The organism is Pirellulales bacterium (genome assembly GCA_036499395.1).
Lineage (GTDB): Bacteria > Planctomycetota > Planctomycetia > Pirellulales > JACPPG01 > JACPPG01.
The window spans coordinates 1-18,550 of record DASYDW010000037.1; the positions used below are offsets into that span (position 1 = coordinate 1).

At 60.3% G+C, this 18,550-nt stretch carries 10 protein-coding genes and 1 riboswitch; of the genes, 2 read left to right on the plus strand and 8 right to left on the minus strand.

Annotation, left to right across the window (positions count from 1 at the left end; translation table 11 throughout):
- Positions 1-286: 286 nt before the first annotated feature.
- Positions 287-483: riboswitch (cyclic di-AMP (ydaO/yuaA leader) on the minus strand.
- Positions 484-653: 170 nt separating this feature from the next.
- On the plus strand, positions 654-2,432 hold the full coding sequence (locus tag VGN12_06495) for an arylsulfatase (protein HEY4309084.1): 1,779 nt from the start codon (positions 654-656) through the stop codon (positions 2,430-2,432).
- Between the two features lie 15 nt (positions 2,433-2,447).
- Here VGN12_06495 and VGN12_06500 read toward each other — a convergent pair whose 3' ends face one another.
- From VGN12_06500 to VGN12_06535, 8 genes are all read right to left on the minus strand, one after another.
- A complete protein-coding gene (locus VGN12_06500) occupies positions 2,448-4,109 on the minus strand; it encodes a DUF1571 domain-containing protein (GenBank protein HEY4309085.1) in 1,662 nt (553 codons plus the stop codon).
- A gap of 213 nt (positions 4,110-4,322) precedes the next feature.
- The gene (locus VGN12_06505) at positions 4,323-5,738 is read right to left on the minus strand and encodes a glycosyltransferase family 39 protein (protein ID HEY4309086.1); all 1,416 of its coding nucleotides are present in this window, start codon (positions 5,736-5,738) and stop codon (positions 4,323-4,325) included.
- Between the two features lie 111 nt (positions 5,739-5,849).
- Positions 5,850-7,280: a glycosyltransferase family 39 protein gene (locus tag VGN12_06510; protein ID HEY4309087.1), complete on the minus strand. Its 1,431-nt coding sequence runs from the start codon at positions 7,278-7,280 to the stop codon at positions 5,850-5,852.
- Positions 7,281-7,339: 59 nt separating this feature from the next.
- A complete protein-coding gene (locus VGN12_06515; protein ID HEY4309088.1) occupies positions 7,340-7,816 on the minus strand; it encodes a thioesterase family protein in 477 nt (158 codons plus the stop codon).
- A 147-nt stretch (positions 7,817-7,963) separates the two neighbouring features.
- The gene (locus tag VGN12_06520) at positions 7,964-10,210 is read right to left on the minus strand and encodes a tetratricopeptide repeat protein (protein ID HEY4309089.1); all 2,247 of its coding nucleotides are present in this window, start codon (positions 10,208-10,210) and stop codon (positions 7,964-7,966) included.
- A 69-nt stretch (positions 10,211-10,279) separates the two neighbouring features.
- A complete protein-coding gene (trpC, locus tag VGN12_06525; GenBank protein ID HEY4309090.1) occupies positions 10,280-11,062 on the minus strand; it encodes an indole-3-glycerol phosphate synthase TrpC in 783 nt (260 codons plus the stop codon).
- Between the two features lie 94 nt (positions 11,063-11,156).
- Positions 11,157-12,740 carry a bifunctional phosphoribosylaminoimidazolecarboxamide formyltransferase/IMP cyclohydrolase gene (gene purH / locus VGN12_06530; GenBank protein HEY4309091.1) on the minus strand — a complete coding sequence of 528 codons (1,584 nt, stop codon included), beginning with the start codon at positions 12,738-12,740 and terminating at the stop codon, positions 11,157-11,159.
- 199 nt (positions 12,741-12,939) lie between these two features.
- A complete protein-coding gene (locus VGN12_06535) occupies positions 12,940-14,211 on the minus strand; it encodes a PQQ-binding-like beta-propeller repeat protein (GenBank protein ID HEY4309092.1) in 1,272 nt (423 codons plus the stop codon).
- A gap of 427 nt (positions 14,212-14,638) precedes the next feature.
- Here VGN12_06535 and VGN12_06540 point away from each other — a divergent pair, with 427 nt between their 5' ends.
- Entirely contained in the window at positions 14,639-18,511 is a 3,873-nt protein-coding gene (locus VGN12_06540; protein ID HEY4309093.1) for a hypothetical protein, read from the plus strand.
- Positions 18,512-18,550 lie beyond the last annotated feature (39 nt).

The window sequence follows — 18,550 nt, forward strand, 5'->3', positions numbered from 1 at the left end:
GCGCCAATAAGAAATGAACGAGAACATCACGCTGCTAACGACCACTACTTGCGCAGCGCGACCCAACTTCCGGCCCGACCAGGAGCCGCTCGAATCCAACGACGATGCCATAAGAAATCCCGGGATCGCTCGATCCCACGAAACAAAGAAAGTCGACGAATCAGGCCGTCGTCTTGGCGGGTAATGCAGCGCTACAGCCGCCGCGATCACCAGTCAAACGGTGATCCAGCAGCCGTATCGGCGCTACATTCCAGTGGACAGACGTGCCCTTTCAAATCTGGTCGGGCTACACACCCGACCGGCCGGCGAGGTTAGCTGACGGGCTAGGGCTTGAAAGTGCCCCGGTTCGCTTTGCTCCAGCGAACCTGCGCCCCGAGAAACCTGGGCTGAAATCGAGCGAAAGTCGCACGACGTCCAGCACCAAGTTTCGCTTGGGTCCCCCGCTACCGCGTCTGGCGACGCGACATTAGGCTACACGACGGCAAGTATATGACGCCCCGCGAAAGCGCCAATCACCCGAATGTGGGTTACGACGCAAGTTGAATCGGCGATTCGAGATTCGCTCGGTAGCATCACCACCCGTTTGGTGTTTATTGAAGTTTGGCATGCGTCGGCACACGCTCTGAAACCTCTGCAAGTTCGTCGAAACAACTATGAATGTGATCAAGTCGTTCGTGCTGGCTGGAATACTCGTTGCTTCAGCGCTGTCATTAAATGTGTGTGCTGCGGATCGAGCGCCGAATATCGTCGTCATTCTCACCGACGATCAGGGTTGGGGCGACCTCGGCGTTCATGGCAACACGAATTTGCAGACGCCGGCCGCTGACTCACTGGCGCGGGATGGCGCGCTGTTCGAACGTTTCTACGTGCAGCCGGTCTGCTCGCCGACGCGGGCAGAGTTTCTGACCGGACGGTATCATCCGCGCGGCGGCGTCTTCAGCACCTCGACCGGCGGCGAACGGCTCGATCTCGACGAGCGCACCATAGCCCAAGTGTTTCAAGAGGCTGGCTACGCGACCGGCGCGTTCGGCAAATGGCACAACGGCACGCAGTATCCGTATCATCCCAACGGACGCGGCTTCGCCGAGTTTTACGGCTTTTGCTCGGGGCACTGGGGCGACTATTTCGATCCGCCGCTCGAGCTTAATGGTCAGCCGGTGCGCGGCCAGGGATTTATCAGCGATGACCTGACCGATCACGCGCTTGCGTATGTCGAAACGCAGCGCGAGCATCCGTTCTTCTGCTACCTGGCGCTCAACACGCCGCATTCACCAATGCAGGTGCCGGATCAGTTTTTCGATCGCTTTAAGGATGGCGAGATTCCGCTACGCCACAATGGACTGCAGGTCGAGAGAGAAGATGTCGCCATGACGCGGGCGGCGCTCGCCATGTGTGAGAGTAACGACTGGAACGTGGCACGCGTGTTGGCAAAGCTCGCTGAGTTGAAGCTGGTCGATGACACGATCGTGCTTTTCTTTTGCGATAACGGACCGAACAGTTGGCGTTGGAACGGGGGCTTCAAAGGGCGCAAGGGATCGACCGACGAAGGGGGCGTGCGTTCACCGCTTTTGGTGCGTTGGCCTGGGCATATCGTTCCTGGCACGCGCGTGAAGACGCCGGCTGCGGCGATCGATTTGCTGCCGACGCTTGCTGGCCTGGCGGGAGTGCGGCCAAATCTGGCAAAAACGCTCGACGGAGTCGATCTCTCGCCGGTGCTACTCGGGCAAGGCAAAACGTTGCCGTCGCGGCTGATTTTCTCGCATTGGAGCGGCAGCGTCAGTGCTCGCGATGAACGTTATATGCTGGACGGAGCCGGGCATCTCTTTGATTTAATATCCGATCCTGGACAGGCGCATGATTTGCGCGAGTCTCAGCCCGACGTTGCGCGGCGAATGACGGCTGCGGTTAGCGCTTGGAAGAAGACGGTTCTGGCCGAGTTGAAGAAGGAACCTCGCCCATTTACGGTCGGCTATCGAGAGTTTCCGTTGACGGTGCTACCGGCACGAGACGGAGTACCACACGGTGGCATTCAGCGCAGCGCCCGGGCGCCCAACTGCTCGTTCTTCACAAATTGGACGAGCACCGCGGACCATATCACGTGGGATATCACCGTGGCCACGGCCGGGCGGTATCGCGCAACTGCTTATTACACTTGCCCGGCGGTCGACGTAGGCGCGACGGTGGAATTGCGCCTGGGAACAACTGCCACGACGGCCAAAGTCAGCGAAGCGCACGACCCACCGCTGGTCGGCGCCGAGCATGATCGCGTGCCCCGCGAAGGGGAATCACTGGTGAAAGATTTTAAGCCGCTCGCGCTGGGTGATATCACGCTGCTGGCGGGGCGCGGCGAGCTGATTCTGCAAGCGCTCGCCGTCCCGGGAAAATCCGTGATGGATGTGCGCGGGATTACACTCGAATTACTGCCGGACTAAACGGATCGACTTGCCTTATTGCGAGCTGGTCGAGCGCACGGACGGTGCCGCAGACTCGAATGCGTAATTCGGATTCGCCGGATCGAAATCCTGGTCCGTCAGGCCGCGATTCAACTCGATGTTTCGATAGTTGAATTCCTCGGCCAGCGGCGTCGGCTGTCCGGCTGCGGCGGGCCAGCCATAGGCCTCGAAGCGCACAGGCAGTTTCAAATCGGCGTCGATGTACAGCCGTGTCTTTTGATAACGGAACTGCGGCCGTTGCTTCGCATGCGACACTTCGATGCAGGTGGCCAAACGCTGGTCGACCTCGACCTGCGGGTAATACTTCACGATCGAGTCCCCTAGCGGCATTTCGGCCTGATACATGGCCAACCAGCGCTCGAGGTGCGACTTGATCCCTAACTGATTGAAGGGCTCGCCCGTCGAGCCAAGCAATTCCGGGCTGTCGGGGTGCAGTTGCCGATTCACGCCCGATCGTCCGCGCGGCGCGACGGTGTGGACCAGCACGGTGCCGTCGGCCCGTTTGCCGTTGTAGATCGCTTCCTGCCCCTTGTGGGTTTTGGGGCCGAGGAAGAAGGCATAGATGCTCATCGGATCGTGCCGGACCTTCAGGTGCAAGTTTTCGTACTTGTCGGCCTGATCCGTGGCCTGCACGCGATGACTGACCAGGCAGGTGTAGTCGGAGGTGTGGGCCAAACGATCTACCATGTCGCGCATCACGGCGACGACACCTGTCAAAGGCTGATCGGCCGATTCCTGCTTGGCCACGTTGCCAAGTTCGGCGGGCGGCTGCGACACCGGCTTGATATCGGCGATGTCGACTTCCGGCTCGCCGAAGTCAGGCGGGAAGTAGTAGTCGGGATTGTTGTAGTCGAAATCACGCTCGGTGAAATGCACGTTGAACTGGAAATCGACGTACGTGTATTCCTCGATCAATGGAGGTTGCGCCTTCGGATCGTTATCGTCCGGCCAGGTGTAGGCCTCGTAGCGAACCGGCACGTTCAACTCGTTGTCGATGAAGATCCGGGCCATGTGGAACGAGAATTCCGGACGCTTGGTCTTGTGCGTGACGCGAATGTACAAGCAGGGACGCGATTCGATCTTCGCATCTTTGTAGATCTTCACTTCGCAATCGTCGAACTTCGAGTCGCTCTCGGCATGTTCGACCAGCCGCTGAATCAGCTTCAGGATGCCCATCTCGGTTAGCGGGTACCGATTGTCGCGCATGGCCCGATCCGAGTCGGGAAACAGCGACACAGTGCCCATCAGGCGAAACTCATCCGAGTGAACGAACATCTTGCCGCCGTCGCGCCCGTCGACGTACACGACTTCCTGATAAGGCCGCTCTTGCTTGTTCGTGAAGGCGGCATAGACGCTGAATGGCCGCTGGCGCATTTTCACCGACAATGCTTGATACGGCGTTAGCTTTCCACCGACGCGCTCGCGCTTGACCAGCCGGCAGGAATAGTCTTCCAACTTCTCGAGGGCGGCGATGCCAGTTTTACCCCAGCGGATGATGGGGGCCAGCGGGTGCTCGCCCGGCTGCGGCGTCAGGTCGCCTGGCGGAGGTCCGATAGGGCCACCGCTCGACGGTGCTGGTGTGGCGGCACTTGCACTACCACTGGCAATGAGTGTTAGAACGAGGCACAGCCCAACGAGCGCGAGTTGCCTGATCATGGCCGGGACCAGCTCCTGGAGTGACTTTGTTCGAGCGATGCGTCAAGGAGGCGTCATGGAGACGGCTCGCAATCTTACGCCGGAAAACAGGCCCGATCGCCAGCCGTTTGCTAGCAGTCGACCTGGCGGAGGGAGCACTATAGCCCCGCTTCGCCCAATTCTCCGATACCAGTTATTCGAGCACGGCCGGTGCAAGCAATCGCAGCACTCACTTTACTTTGTACCGTCCGTCGTGCCTGGAAGCACCCGGTGATAAAGGGCCCAATCGAACCCGGATAAACCGGAATGGCGAAAGACCTGGGCTAACTCAAACGTTTCGCCCTGAGTGTCCTGGATTTCCGGCGCTGGTTGTTGCGCCGGATTTTCCTGGTGCGTGATATACCACTCGTCCTGGGGCGAGGGGGCCGGCGCCGCTTCGGACGCTTTCAAGGTTCGATTAGCAGCCATGGAACCTGAGTAGAAATGCAGCACTAGCCGGGTCCGGGCGTGATCGACGCCGACTTCGACCTCGGGCTCGGTCGAATGGTCGACGATGTAGCGCACCGCGGCCAGATATTCACCACGACGCCCGTCACTAAATTCGCGCAATCGCGAGACATTGCCGGCCATGATCGAGGCTGTCAGCGCCAGGCAAGCGAAAGTGCCGGGCGACCCAGCCAAGCTCAACCGTCCGAGCAAGTAGCTGATCAGCAACAAGTAGAAAAGGATGTTGATGTAGAAGTATCGCACGAACAATCCCGATCGCGGTTGTTCAATCAAGAGAAAGAGCGGCGACAGATAAATTGTTGTGAGGAACAAGGCCCACAACTCAGACTTTCCGCGGAACAACGAAACGATCGCGGCAATTCCGCCCCCCGTGGCCAAAAACGCAATCAGCAATTGATCGGTCGACGGCCGTGGCGTTCCGCCCACCGCCAGCGACATGGCCTTCAAAATGACGACGATCGTGCTGGGCCGATCACCACCCCCGATTTCCATGCCCTGCACGCTGGAAAAATAGAACGCAATCAAAAACGCCACGGGCACGGCATGGCAGCGCGCCATCAGGGCGATCCACTTTCGCCACGTCCCCGATTCGCGGCGCGAGCGAAGTGCCGACCAGGCGAGTGCCCCGCAATAGAAATGAAGGAACGTCAAGTGCGACAGAAAACCTAAAACGACCAGCAGCCAGAATAAAGCGAAATGCGACTTATGTCGCGTATCGAGACTTCGCTCAAGAACCAGGAATGCCGCGATGGCAAAGAAACCGGCCAGCGCATAGCCGCGTGCCTCGGAGCTGTAATTGATCATCACGTACGAATTGGCGGTCAATACGGCTGCCGCGAGCATTTCGCGTTGGCCCCACCGGCGTGCGAATTGCGCCGCGAGTAAAATCGTGCCGATACCAGCCACTAATGAGGGCGCCCGCGCCACCAGTGAACGCCCGTCGATCCCTAGGTGGTAGATCCACACAGACATCAGGTGATGATTGTTATCGTGCCGAATCTGGGTGAATATCTTCCAAGGGCTGTCGACCAGGTTGGCAAGCCCGTACGACCAGATTTCATCCAGCCATAAATCTCCGATGGCTGCCCATAACCGGATGACCGCAGCCATCACAATGACGAATGCGATGGCGACGTGCCACACGGTTATCGCCGATGCTAATGAAACCGTCGGTCGAGCAGCGTCGTGCGGGCTGCTCGGTTGCGCCGGGGTCTGCATGCTCGTTGAAATTTGCGACGGCACCATCAAGAGGCCTTATTCTTCCGCCTGCGACGGAGCGTTGCGCATGGTCGTGCGGTGATAGATCGCGAAATGCGCGCCCGAAAGTCCCGCGTAGGGGAACACTCGTTCGAGTGTGAACGCCTCGTTTCCTTTCGAATCGAGTATGGCCGGCTTTGGCGCGTACGGTTGATCCTGGTTGTTGAGGATCACCCATTCAGGTTCGACGGGCATCTCGGGCACGATCGTAATAATGTGAAAGTCATGGTCGCCCGGCACGTAAGGGCCGTAGAACTCGGTATACAGGCGATAGGTGAACTCGGCATCGCCTGACATGAGAACGTCAGCGCCGCGAGAATGTTCGGCCATGTACGCAAGCGCGTCGAAAAAATGTCCACGCCCTACACGTAGAAAATGATAGGTCAGGTTGGCATTCGGCAGCACAAATAGCCCTAAGATCGCGATCGCGCCGTACATGCTGGCCCGACCTCGCGCGGCGACACGGTCGAACAGATAACTCAACAGAATCAAAAAGAAGAGGATGTTTAAATAAAAATAGCGCTCGTGCAACACCGGCGGTGGTTTCACACTGAGCAATAGCGTGGGGGTTATCACGAATGCGACGAGAAAGAATATCCATACATCGGCTTTCTCGCGCCACAGCAGCAGCAGCGCCGCGACCGCCGCGATTATGCCCAGGCCCACGCTTCCCCAAACGATAGGCTGCGCTGCGCCGAACGTTCCCACGGCCAGGGCGCAGGCGTTTAGCACCATGTCGTGCATCACGTAAGGATCACCACCGCCGAATTTCATTTCTCGCACATCGAACGCGTACAGCATCATGAGAAAGCTGGCCGGTACGATGTGCAGCGCTATCAGGGGCGCGAATTCGGTTTGCGAGGACCCCTTGCGTTTAGTCAGCGCAAACACTGACCAGGCCAGCGCCCCGGCGTAGAATTGAACAAATGTCAGATGGGATAACGTGCCGAGGATCGTCGCCAGGCCAAAGACGGCCGCCATCCCGAGTTCGCGACGGTCCAGGTAACGGTCCAGTGCCAGAAACGCAACCAGCGAGAAGAATCCTGCCAGCGCATAACCGCGCGCCTCGGACGCGTAGAAGACCATCATGAACGAGGCGCCGGTGAGAATTGCCGCCGCGAGCGCCGCTCGATTGCCCCACCGCGCCGCGACCCGTGCCGCGAGGATCACCGTACCGATGCCGGCCAGCACCGACGGAATGCGATAGACAAACCAGTTCTGTTGCGGCGACGTGAAGTACATCCAAAACGTGATCAGATAATGATTGTTGTCGTGATGCGCGGTGAGAATATCCAGTAGCGAGTTGTTATTGCGGCCCAAGGACAGCAGCGTCCAAATCTCATCGAGCCAAAGCTCATCCTGGGCAGCCCAGACGCGCACCGCCGCCGCCGCTACCACGCAAGCGCCCAGCGCGCACAGCAGACCCACAGGCCAGCGCCATGCCACTGCGTCTGCTGTTTGCGGCTTCGGTTTTTGCGCGTTCGAAGTCATTTATCAGCCTGCGATGGTGCGTCGGCCGATCTGGGCGTGCTGTCAGCATGATCCACGAGCAGGCCTGAACCGCCGCCGGAAAGCGCGCTACGAAAGTCGCCGGGCAACGGCGTCTTTTGAAGCGTCTCGGCATCGACCAGAACGTAAATCGTTTCGGCCGTGGCGATCACAGCCTTGTCACCGGCGATGCGAAACTCGACGTGAAAGCTGAGAGACGTCGTGCCCAAGTGGTTTGGCCGCACGGAAATCTCGAGCACCTGGTCGAAGCGCGCCGACGTTTTCCATTCCACAGTTTGCTTTACGAGCTGATAATCGATCGGACCGTTGACCAGCAGCTTCTCGAATCCCAACGCGCGAAAGAACTCGAGTGTCGCCAGATCGACGTAGTGTCCGTAATGGACATTAAAAACGACCTTTTGCGCGTCGCACTCGGCATAACGGACGCGCAGACGGTAGCGAAACGATTGCGACATGTCCGGCAGGATTCCTGATTCGGTAGAGCGAAGTTTGTGTGGCGACGATGATCGCGAAACTGTTCTTGTTGCCCGGCGAGCGGCGAATATTCAAGGCTAACCACGAATGACACAAATGACACGAATAAGACAATCGGTTTGAATTCGCTAAGGGCCGCGAAACGCCTTCTTTTCCAAGAATAAGCGTCGGCGGCTTTCGATCTGATCGGCAAGCTCCATTTGCTGATTCTCACGCGCCATGGCCGTGGCTCGCTCGGCGGTTTGCCCGGCACTCGCAAAATCGCCGGTCGCCGCTTGTGCCGCGGCCAGTGTGTCCAGCAGTTCGGCCGGAGGCGATTGCATCATCCGGCAGGACTCCGTGGCCAAGATCAACGCCTCGGCGGGGCTGCGCAAACCGTCGTCAGTCGTCGTGGCCAGCAGCCATGCCAGGCGATTTCGCGCGGCTAGCAGGTTGGGATCGAGCTTGATCGACACGCGCAATTCGTCAATCGCGCGTCCAACGTTTCCTTGCAATTGCAGGACCATCGCGAGATCCGTGCGAGCTGACGACGATTGGGGCTGTAGCTCGACGGCGCGGTTCATAAGCCGCACGGCGCTAGCCATGTCGCCACGAGTGGCCTCGAGCTCAGCGAGTGGCCCGAGCGCTTCGACAATGAGCGGGTCGAGCTGAATCGCGGTGCGCAACTCGTCGTACGCGCGATCTCGGTTCCCTTGCTTCAGTAGCGTATTGGCCAGGTTGACGTGAAAGATCGCGTGATCGGGGGCAATGCCGATCGCTTGTTCAAAGAGGCGCTGTGCGGCAGCGAAATCCCCCGCCCGCATCACGGCCGTACCCAAATTGTTGTACGAGTCCGGAAAACGCGCATCGGCTTCGATCGCCCGTTCGAGCAAGCTTATCGCGTCGTCTGTACGGCCCATTGCCATGCTCGTGGAACCAGCGTTGTAGAACGTTACCGCGTCATCGTTGTACTGTTGGCGTACCGGCCAGTTGCAGGCCACGCCCGTTACCGTGGCCAGCATTACGCCGATCGTGACATCTCGCCTCGTGGGGGAATCTTCACGACGGGCAAAACGCCACAATCCGATTAGGCCCGCCGCGGCGAAGAGGATTGCCACCGGCGCCAGCGGGTAACGATAACGCGCAAAGACGTAGAATGCCGTGACAGCCAGCGCGAACGTCAATAACAGGGCGTACAGAATCCACAGTTTTCGCCATTCGCTTCGGGTGAGCCAGATCCCCAACATCGCCAGCGGACAAATCACGCCGAAATGCAACGAGTATCGCAGCACATTTAAGAGTGGCGAAAATTGGGCGTGCGTCTGCAGTGACTCGGCGTCGATCGACTCCAGTGCGTTCCACGTCAGGAACCATTTTCGCGCAAGTAGTCGCAGCCAATCGGCTGGCGCCGTGCGAATGTCGTCGGCGCTGCGCGCCATCCAGTATTGTGAAACTTCGCGAGACGACAGGGGCTTTTTCAGGTCATCTTCGGCGATCAAACGCGCGTCGAAGGCTTCGAAGCCCGGTTCGCCTCGTCCGGCTCGCATCGGCGCGTAGCCACCATCGGCGCCGTGGTGGTTGCCAATGTAAAAGTTCGGCCCCATCTGCGCGGTCGTTAGCAAGAACGCGCCTCCCACGTAGTAGTTTCGCAATCCCACGGGCAGCAGCACGAGCGCCGTTCCGAGGGCGAGGGCGAATAGTCGACGGATGCCCTCGCGCCGTTGGTGCCCCCAACTCAACCACACGATCCAGACGGCGATCACCGGGACAAGAGCCGCGGAATTCTCCCGGTTCAACGTCATCGCGCCCAATAGCGCGCCCACGGCAATAAAGAGTCGAGCGACTGGTAGGGCTTGCGCTGCTCCGAGTGCCCACAGCAGCGTGGTCATCAGCAGCAGATCGAGCGAAGCCTTTTGCAGGATGCCGTCAAAAAAGATTGCCGGCGGATAAAGTGCCAACAGCACGCCGGCCGTCCAGCCGACGTGCTCGCTAAAGAATCTTGCTCCGGCCCTGGCGATCGCCACACACGCCACGGCGCCGAACATGGCTTGCACGAGCCGGACCGCCCAAATGCTATGCCCGCAGATTGTGTAAATCACGGCCAGTGAATAGGGATACAGCGGGGTTTGATAAAAGACCTCGTTGCCGATCCATTCCCCCGCGGCGATCCGCTGCGCCCACGCGTCGTACTGCGCGCAGTCGCAGATCAGCACGGAAAACAATGGCGAGCTTCGCATCGCCCACAGATGCACACCGCGAACGGCGAGCGCGAGCAGAAATAGCACCGCCGCCTGCCGGAAGATGTGCGTCACGGCGAGGTCATTTGGTGCATTCGGGGTGACGCGTTGCGTGTTACGGTCGGCTTGCGGCATTCGCGATGGCAAGTTGCCGCTCATGCTGAACTCTTGCCCGAGGTTCGTTAATGTCGGCTCACGATCGGCCGGAGTGCCTTCTAGTGCCGTCCGTCATCGCCCCAACAGCGTATGGACCGCCGCGCCGATGTCGGCATTGGCCATCAGCGATTCGCCCACCAGGATCGCGTCCACCCCTGCGTTTTGAAGTCGTTCGACGTCCGTACGAGTACGGATACCACTCTCCGCGACCAGCACGCATTCGTCGGGAATTCTTTCGCGCATCCGCAGCGTGTGATCCAGATCAGTCTTGAATGTACGAAGGTCGCGATTGTTGATGCCGATCAACGTCGCCCCAGCGTCGAAGACGCGCGACAAGTTCTCGGGGTCATAGAGCTCCACGAGCGGCGACATGCCCAGGCGTACTGCTTCGTTGTGCAACGAGCGTAGATGGCAATCGTCCAGGCATTCGGCGATCAACAGCACGGCGTCCGCACCGGCCGCCCGCGCTTCGAGCAATTGATACCGGTCGAGAATAAAATCCTTGCGCAGGACGGGCAGCCCGACCTGCTGCCGTATCGCACGCAGATAATCGAGATGACCTTGGAAGAAATGCTCGTCGGTGAGCACGCTCAGGCAGCTCGCGCCGTGTGCCTCGTAGGTTTGCGCGATCGACAGTGGATCGAAGTCCGCGCGAATGACGCCGGCCGAGGGGCTCGCCTTTTTCACCTCGGCGATCAGCCGAATCGGGCCGGGAGCGGCCAGCGCTGCGAAGAAATTCCGCACCGCCGGTGCGTCAGCGATTTGCCGCTCGAGCGCATCCACCGGACAGGCCGCTTGTGCGGCGGCAATCTCCTGCCGCTTGTAGGCAACTATCTCGTCCAGGATCGTGGGCATGAGCAATTGACGCCATTTCCGAAGGAGCGATCTCGCGCTGTCTCGAGGCGTAGTTGGCCTCTCCCACCATTCTGCCTCAAAAAACCGGCGGGCGTCAGTGCTTGAAATGCCGGTGACCGGTCAGCAGCATCGAGATTCCGTGCCGGTTGCAGGCCTTGGTGACGTCATCGTCGTTGCGCGATCCGCCCGGCTGGACCACGGCTTTAACCCCGGCGGCGGCTGCCAGATCGATCGAATCGGGAAACGGAAAGAATGCATCCGAGCCCAATACCGATCCCGGGGCCCGGTCACCCGCCTTCTCGATCGCGATGCGGACGCTATCGACGCGGCTCATCTGCCCTGCGCCGGTGCCGAGCAGCGTCAGGTCTTTGACCAGCACGATGGCGTTGCTCTTCACGTGCCGCACGACGGCCCAGGCAAATTCCAGATCGGCACGGGCTGCGTCGCCAGGCGCGGTTGAAGTGGCCACGGTCCAGCCTTCGACTGGATCGGGCAGAACGTCGGCCTCTTGCCGCAGCAAGCCGCCGTCGACCTGCCGATGTTCCCATCGCGGTTTCGTTTCGCCCCAGGTGCCGACGGCCAACAGGCGGACATTGGCCTTCCACTTCGGCCGCGTCGTGAGAGCCTTGAGTGCCTCGGGCGAAAAGTCGGGGGCGACGATCGCCTCGACAAAAAGGCCCGGCTCGCACAGCACTTCGGCCGTGGCCAGGTCCACCGGGCGATTGAATCCCAATACCGAACCGAAGGCACTCACCGGGTCGCCTGCCATCGCACGTTTGGCCGCGGTGCTCAGTTCATCGGCCGCCGCGGCGCCACACGGATTGTTGTGCTTGATGACCACGGCTGCCGGTCGCGACAGTCCGCGGACGATGGCCAGCGCGCTATCCAGGTCGAGCAAGTTGTTGTACGACAATTCCTTGCCGTTGAGCTGCCGCGCGCCCACGAGATTCGGCTTTGCCGAATGATCAGCGTAAAGTGCTGCGCGCTGGTGCGGGTTCTCGCCGTAGCGCAGGACTTCTTTCAATTCGAGCGACAAATCGAGCCGCGCGGGGAAGTCGTTTTGTGCCTCACCGCCTGTTGCGGCGAACCAGCGGGCGATGCCTGCGTCATACTGTGCCGTGTGGGCATAGGCCTCGGCGGCCAGTCGCCGTCGCAGTGCAAACGATAGTCCTCCGGCCGACGACAGTTCCTGGAGGATGCTTGGATACTGCTGCGGGCTGGTGGCGATGGCCACGAACGCGTGATTCTTCGCAGCCGCGCGCACCAGCGACGGCCCACCGATATCGATTTGCTCGATGGTGTCTTCTTCGCTCGCCCCGCGCGCCACGGTTTGCTCGAAGGGGTACAGGTTCACCACGACGAGGTCGAACGATTCGATGCCGTGGGCTTCGATCGATCGCTTGTCTTCGGGGTTGTCGCGGCGCCAGAGAATGCCGCCGAAAACCTTGGGATGCAGCGTTTTCACGCGGCCGTCCATCATTTCGGGAAAGCCGGTGTAGTCGGCAATGTCGCGGACTGTCAGGCCTTGCTCGAGTAGAAACCGTCTGGTGCCTCCGGTGCTGTAAATCGCCACGCCGGCGGCCGCCAGGCCGTGGGCGAATTCCGCCAAACCGGTTTTGTCGCTGACACTGATGATGGCGCGGCCGACTTTGACCGCGGTTTGGCTCGCATCTGTCACGATCCGTCCCCCTCCTGGCAACGTTCGCTGGTTCGATGAACCAGGTACTTGCGCGAATGACTAGAATTCCTGCCGGCCGTAGAGAATACCGCGCCGGGGCAACCTTCAACAGGAGCCAGAATTCAGCGCAATCTCGCGAGGCAAGTCACCCAGTGAACTCTCCGAGTGAGTTGGCTCGAAGAAGACCCGACGCGGCGCGCTACGGCTGCGCTTCGGCACCGAAAGGATCGTCACCTGCGGGTTCTTCCGCCGCGTCGGCGTCCATTGCTCGCTCGGCGGCGGGGGCTGCTGCTCGGGCCGCAGCGGGTTTCTTGGCCGGGCCGACTTCGGGATCAGGGGGTAAGGCGTGCACCAAAGGTTTTACCTGATCGATTTCATGCAGGCATTGCAGCAAACCGCTGTCGGTTGCCAGGTAGATGCGATCGGTCTGGATATTCTGCACCTTGATAGTCAAAAGCTCGGTCATCATCTCTCCAAGCTGCGCACCGCTTCGTCGATCGACAACGATTATGCGGCCTGTCTCGTCGGTTGTGTACAGTCGCGTTGCGCTGGCAGAAACGAACGATGCCACGTTGGCAGAGAACCATTTCTCATTTCCGGTTTCCGCTGACAGGCAGAACATGCCCCCCGCCTCGGCGATCGCATAGACGTTGCCATCCAGTGCGACGGGAGTTTCGCGAGCGGGGTAACCAGTCGAATACTGCCAGCGTCGTTTACCCGATTTCTCGTCGATCGCGTAGATGTAACCGTCGGCCGAAGCGGCATAGACCAGCGGTGGCCAATAGCCCAGGCCGGCCGTGATCATGCCGCGCGTCATGAAGCGGAAATTGGCGGTCAGGTCCTTTTTGGTGGCGGAATGAACGGCGCCGGCATTTGTCGCCCAGATTAGATAATCGCCCGCGATCACCGGTGCTTCGTCAATCGAGCCGCGGGTGCGATACGAACGGGGCGTCAGCTTGGGTTTCTCTAAATCGATCTCGTAGCTTTCGACGGCTCCAGCAAACGTCGGAATGTAAATGCGATCATCGCTGACCGCCGGAGCAGCCGACGGCGTTCCCTGCAGCTTGCGGGTAAACAACAGGCTGCCGTCGGTACGCGAAAGGACATACAGCGTCGAACCGTTGCAGACGGCGACAAACGCGGCGTTAGCGCCTACAGGAGTATTCGGATACGAACGCTTGCCGACCAGCGTCGACCACATACTGCGCCCTGTCTCGGCATCGAAGGCCTGAACCACCGAGTCATTCGTAACGCTGATCAACGCCCCCTCGTGAATCGTGATCTCGTTAACTCGGCTTCGCCCCGGATCCAACGTGATGCGCGTCGCCCAGGCGCGGGTTAGCCCGTGACGGCGTGCCGTCTGCTCGGCAATGAGTTCCGAACGATTGGTTTGGCCGAATGCCGGCGCGGCTGAAACTAGCGCCAGGCAAAAGACCGCCAGAGGTATCCAAGGTCGTCGGGAGGGATGCATAGGCGAGCTGCCTTGATAGGAACAACGCGATCTCGATCGGCCGGCGCCCGAGGGGGGCTGAAGGCCACCGGTACGCAAAGCTCCATGATAATCTCAAATCCCGCGCGTGGTGGCAGGAAATGCCAGGCTCTGTCGATCGGTCTCACGAGCGCCCGTCCGCTGATTTTCACCCGTAAACGGCCAAAGCGGCGGGTTGTGCGTCAGAGCCGACAATTTTAGGATGACGGCACCGCCTTAAGTCATGCCTACCCGGGGGCAGGGAAAACGGGCCCAATCCGCCCAGACGTGAGCAGGCAGCAGTCCGGCCACTCGGAATGCCTGACCGTCCGCGGACCCTCCACGACTCCCGTTCGTATGCCGCCGCCGGCGGCCTACGCCAGGACTTACGCCTCGGAAAATCGTTCTCAACCTACGCAGCGGCAATGAAATGAATCAGGCTGCTCATCGCAGGATGCTGGGGTACCTGAACCTGTCGTCAGGCACGTTCGACCCCCATTTTTTCCAGGCGGTGAACGATTCGTTTATCTCGGCCGCGGCCGTTTCCGGCGCGGCGCCAGCCTGGCAAACGCTGCGAGATCAATTGCAGGCGGAGTTGGCGGTCATGGCCAAGGACCTGCCGGGATTCGAGAGTACGGAACAGGCTGCCGCCGTCATCGCCCTGGTCTTTGATCAGGTCCTGCCTGAGTATCGCAAGTTTCATCGTGACCTGTTGATCCATCAGAGCGAGAGTACACTTTTCCAGCCTTACTTTATCGCCAAAGCTTGCCAGGCGGTGCTGGTCGAATCGGGGCCTTGGGCCGAAGCATCCCGCATCGTACCCCGCGCGATCGACGCGCTGAACGATTTCATCGGCCATCGTCCCGTGGCGGTCCTGCGCACCGTGCAAAAGATCGAGCCCTACCGTCACGAATGGGTTTGTCCGATTCCGCTGTTCGTCGCCGGAGCGGGCGTGGCCGCCGGACGGTATCACGATCTGATTGCCGCGGCGCTCGATGTTCTGCGCTCGACCGATCGGGCCACCTTGGACCAGGCCTATTTCGATCCCCAACGCTTGAATGAACTAGCGCTTGACCCGCGGGCCTACGACTTCGATCACCCGGCCAACAAACGCCCTAACTACCATTTCGGGCAATGGGATGCCCATACGATCGATAATGCGGGCCATTACCGTCGCTTTGTGTTACAGGCCGTGACGCTCGACGCTTTGCTTGAACGCGTCGAAGAAGCACCGAACGATGCGGAATTTCGCCTGCAGGAAGCGGCGGTCGTGCTCGCCGGAACGATCCTGATGGCCGCCGGCGTCAGCGGCAGTGGGCCCGAGGCACATGACTCCGGCACGACCTTGGCTACGCTTCTTCCCCGGATTGCCGCCTATCGGGATGAGTTCTACCGTCGCCGCCTGGTAGAAGCTGCGGGGGCGGGCGGGGATCGACTGCGGACAGAAGCCCAGACACTGCATCAACCATTCGCCGGCGCGAGGCATGATCTGAACGCCCGGCTGTCACGCTTGCGCGGAGTGCAATTGCAGCACGTGCGGCTGGCGCGTTTGTTCGCCACGATGGGGGACTTGGCAGCCACGAAGCGTCAGGCCGACGTCGTCCCGGTGACTTCGGCGCGAATGCTTTCGAGCATTAGTGGTCAGATCACGATCGGTCATTTGGCCTTGGCCCGCGGCGACATTGCCGAGGCGGCGCGGTTGCTGGCTGACGTCGACGATTTGCTGCAGCGGGCGATTCAATGTGGTGCTGTGGTCGATCCCTGGAATATTCTTGGCTTTCAGGGGCAATTCAGTCTCTTTCCCGCGTTGGAAAACAGCGTCCGAGATCACCGCGTCGACGTGCTAGTCCACTTGGTAACTCGCATCTTCGGGCTGGCTATTCGCACGGCCGCCGAGGCTGCCGCTGCCGGTCAGGATGCGATCCTCGAGCGTGTGCGGGCATTGTTGGCGGCGTTTGCCACTTGGTGGGACCGTTTCGGAACGCTCGAGGTTTCCGGCATCGATTCGGTTTCGGGCCGCGAATCGGTCGAGGCCGCGGCCGCCGTCGCTAGTGCGCTGGGCGCCTGGCGACAAGCCGGCGCAACCGGCGGCGACATCGCCTTCTGGCGCAAGCACGTCGGCAAGTTTCAATCGCCGCGCGCCTATGCCTTGGTCATTCAGACGTTGCTCGAAAAGCGCGACTTTGTCGCCGCCACGGGCCTGCTCGTGCAATGGCTCTCCGAGTCGGAAGAGATGCAGTTGGCCGAGGGGGAGTACTCGTTCCATCACCTGGCGAAGCGCTGGCTCATCGAATTATTGCCAGCGGATCAACCGATCGAAACGTCGTCTTGGAAACTGGTTAACAAGTTCTTCGATTACTTGGAATCTAACGCCGGCGAATATTGGGACGCACCTCGCCTGGCTTTCGCCGTAGCAAGTGAAGAGGGGGGCGAGTCGGACGATGACGACGACCTGTTCAGCGCCGCGTATGAAGATGTCACCTATCTTGATACGACCGACGACGGCACGGAAAGCTCGATCATCGGCGGTGGCGAGGCGGCCACGGACTACGAGCTCGATCTCGAGGCCACGCGTTTGCACTCGCGGTTGGCATTTCTGCGCACGGTTGCTCAACTGCGCACGACAGCGGCCATTATTAGTGCCACGGACGCCACCGCTCAGGTTGCGAGAGAGAATCTGGCCGCGCAGCTTGAACACGCCGTTGGCTGCCAGCAACAGCTAGCCCAACTCCTGATCGCGGTTCATCAATACCGCATCGCCGAGCCAACGGGTAACCATACGTCGTTGGTCGAATACGATCGGCGCCGTCGCTTGAAAGAGGCGCTGCTGGCCGAGATTGCCACGACCACGGTCGAGGCGGCCTCGGCCGCGCGCTGGATCAGGGCGATTACCACGCCGGTCGAAGCCGAAGCGGCGCCAAGCGACACGACGGAGCCATCGTCTCGTTGGGAAACGCTGGCCGTTGAACTGCTACGCGATATTCTGGCTGCCCAGGTCGATCGGGTCCGTGCCGAATTTCCTGCGCTGCGGGCGGAACTTGAACAGCAGCCGATCCTTTACGTGCCGCTGTCCCGCGGTGGCGATCCGCTGCAATTTGTACGCACGCAATCCCTTAAGCAATTAATCGTCGACCTGCTGACCGTGCTGCCGCGATTGGGATTAGTAGCCGAAACCTGCCAGCTCATCACCGCGGCCATCGCCATGGAACGCCATCGGCCGAAGGGAGAGAAGGCAGTCACGGAATTCGACCGGCTGTTCGAAACCGGTTACCGAGCGCTGGTTAACTGCGTGATCGATGCGGCCATGGCGACGGACGACCGACCGGCGAGTTCCGATGCCGAGTTGGTCGAGACGCTGCAAATGCTCACGGAACCGTTACTGCGGCTGTGGCTCGAACACAGCCGCTCCGTGCGCCTGTCGGTTCTGGAAAAGCTGGCCGAGCCCGATCGCTTCACGGCGCTCACGTCGTTCGTCGAACAATATGGTCACGACCTCTTCACGCAAAAATTTCTCAACTTGGGTAGCCTGCGTGCGATCCTCGATCAAGGGGCGGAAGCCTACTTGCGATCGCTCGAGGCTCAGCCTGATGCCGCGCAATCGCTTCGCCTGATCGAGGACTTGTCGGCCGATAATCCGCCGATCACTTGGGCGTCTGCGGCCGAGCATCTGCAGACCATTGCCGAAGTGATCGTCGAGAACTATACCGAGTACAAAGACTACAACTCGACCACGACGCAGTCCGATCATGGCGAATTGCTGTACACGCTGGTCGACTGCCTGCGCCTGAAGGCCAGCTACGAACGCGTTTGCTGGAACATTCAACCGATCGTGCAAGCGCACGAAGTCCTTATGCGGCGCGGCCAGATCGAAACCGCCGAATTATGGCGACGTGCCCTGGCTGAGCGAACCGGTGACGCCGCCGACTCGCTGCAGAAGCAGTTCGAAACGCTAGGCAAACGTTACCAGATGCGATTGCCCACGATTGCCGCTCGGCTGGCCGAACGATTTATCCGACCGCTGGCTGTCGACGGACTGCGGGCTTTGGTCGCGCCGGCAATCGAAGAGATTCGCGGCGACGGACCGGCCGAGGCGTTTTCCCGCCTGGAAAGCGAAATTCGCGAGGTGGCTGAACAGCCCGCCGGCTCAGGCCTGGAGGTTCCCACATGGCTGGCTGCGCTGGAAGAGGAAGCGGCCCACGCGCAGACCGACGACCTTGACCGCGAAGCCGATACCGATCTATCGCGCCGTGTACACCTGGTGCGCCTGACGCTGAGTGAAGTCCAGCGCCAACTGGGCGAATGAAAAAGGTTTTTGGTGCCTTTTTTCTTCTGACACCTTTTT

What these genes read in the sequence shown, in the direction of transcription:
- VGN12_06520 (HEY4309089.1), bottom strand. Translation starts at nt 10,210, where the DNA reads ATGAGCGGCAACTTGCCATCGCGAATGCCGCAAGCCGACCGTAACACG.
- VGN12_06515 (HEY4309088.1), bottom strand. Translation starts at nt 7,816, where the DNA reads ATGTCGCAATCGTTTCGCTACCGTCTGCGCGTCCGTTATGCCGAGTGC.
- VGN12_06500 (HEY4309085.1), bottom strand. Translation starts at nt 4,109, where the DNA reads ATGATCAGGCAACTCGCGCTCGTTGGGCTGTGCCTCGTTCTAACACTC.
- trpC (HEY4309090.1), bottom strand. Translation starts at nt 11,062, where the DNA reads ATGCCCACGATCCTGGACGAGATAGTTGCCTACAAGCGGCAGGAGATT.
- VGN12_06540 (HEY4309093.1), top strand. Translation starts at nt 14,639, where the DNA reads ATGAATCAGGCTGCTCATCGCAGGATGCTGGGGTACCTGAACCTGTCG.
- VGN12_06535 (HEY4309092.1), bottom strand. Translation starts at nt 14,211, where the DNA reads ATGCATCCCTCCCGACGACCTTGGATACCTCTGGCGGTCTTTTGCCTG.
- VGN12_06495 (HEY4309084.1), top strand. Translation starts at nt 654, where the DNA reads ATGAATGTGATCAAGTCGTTCGTGCTGGCTGGAATACTCGTTGCTTCA.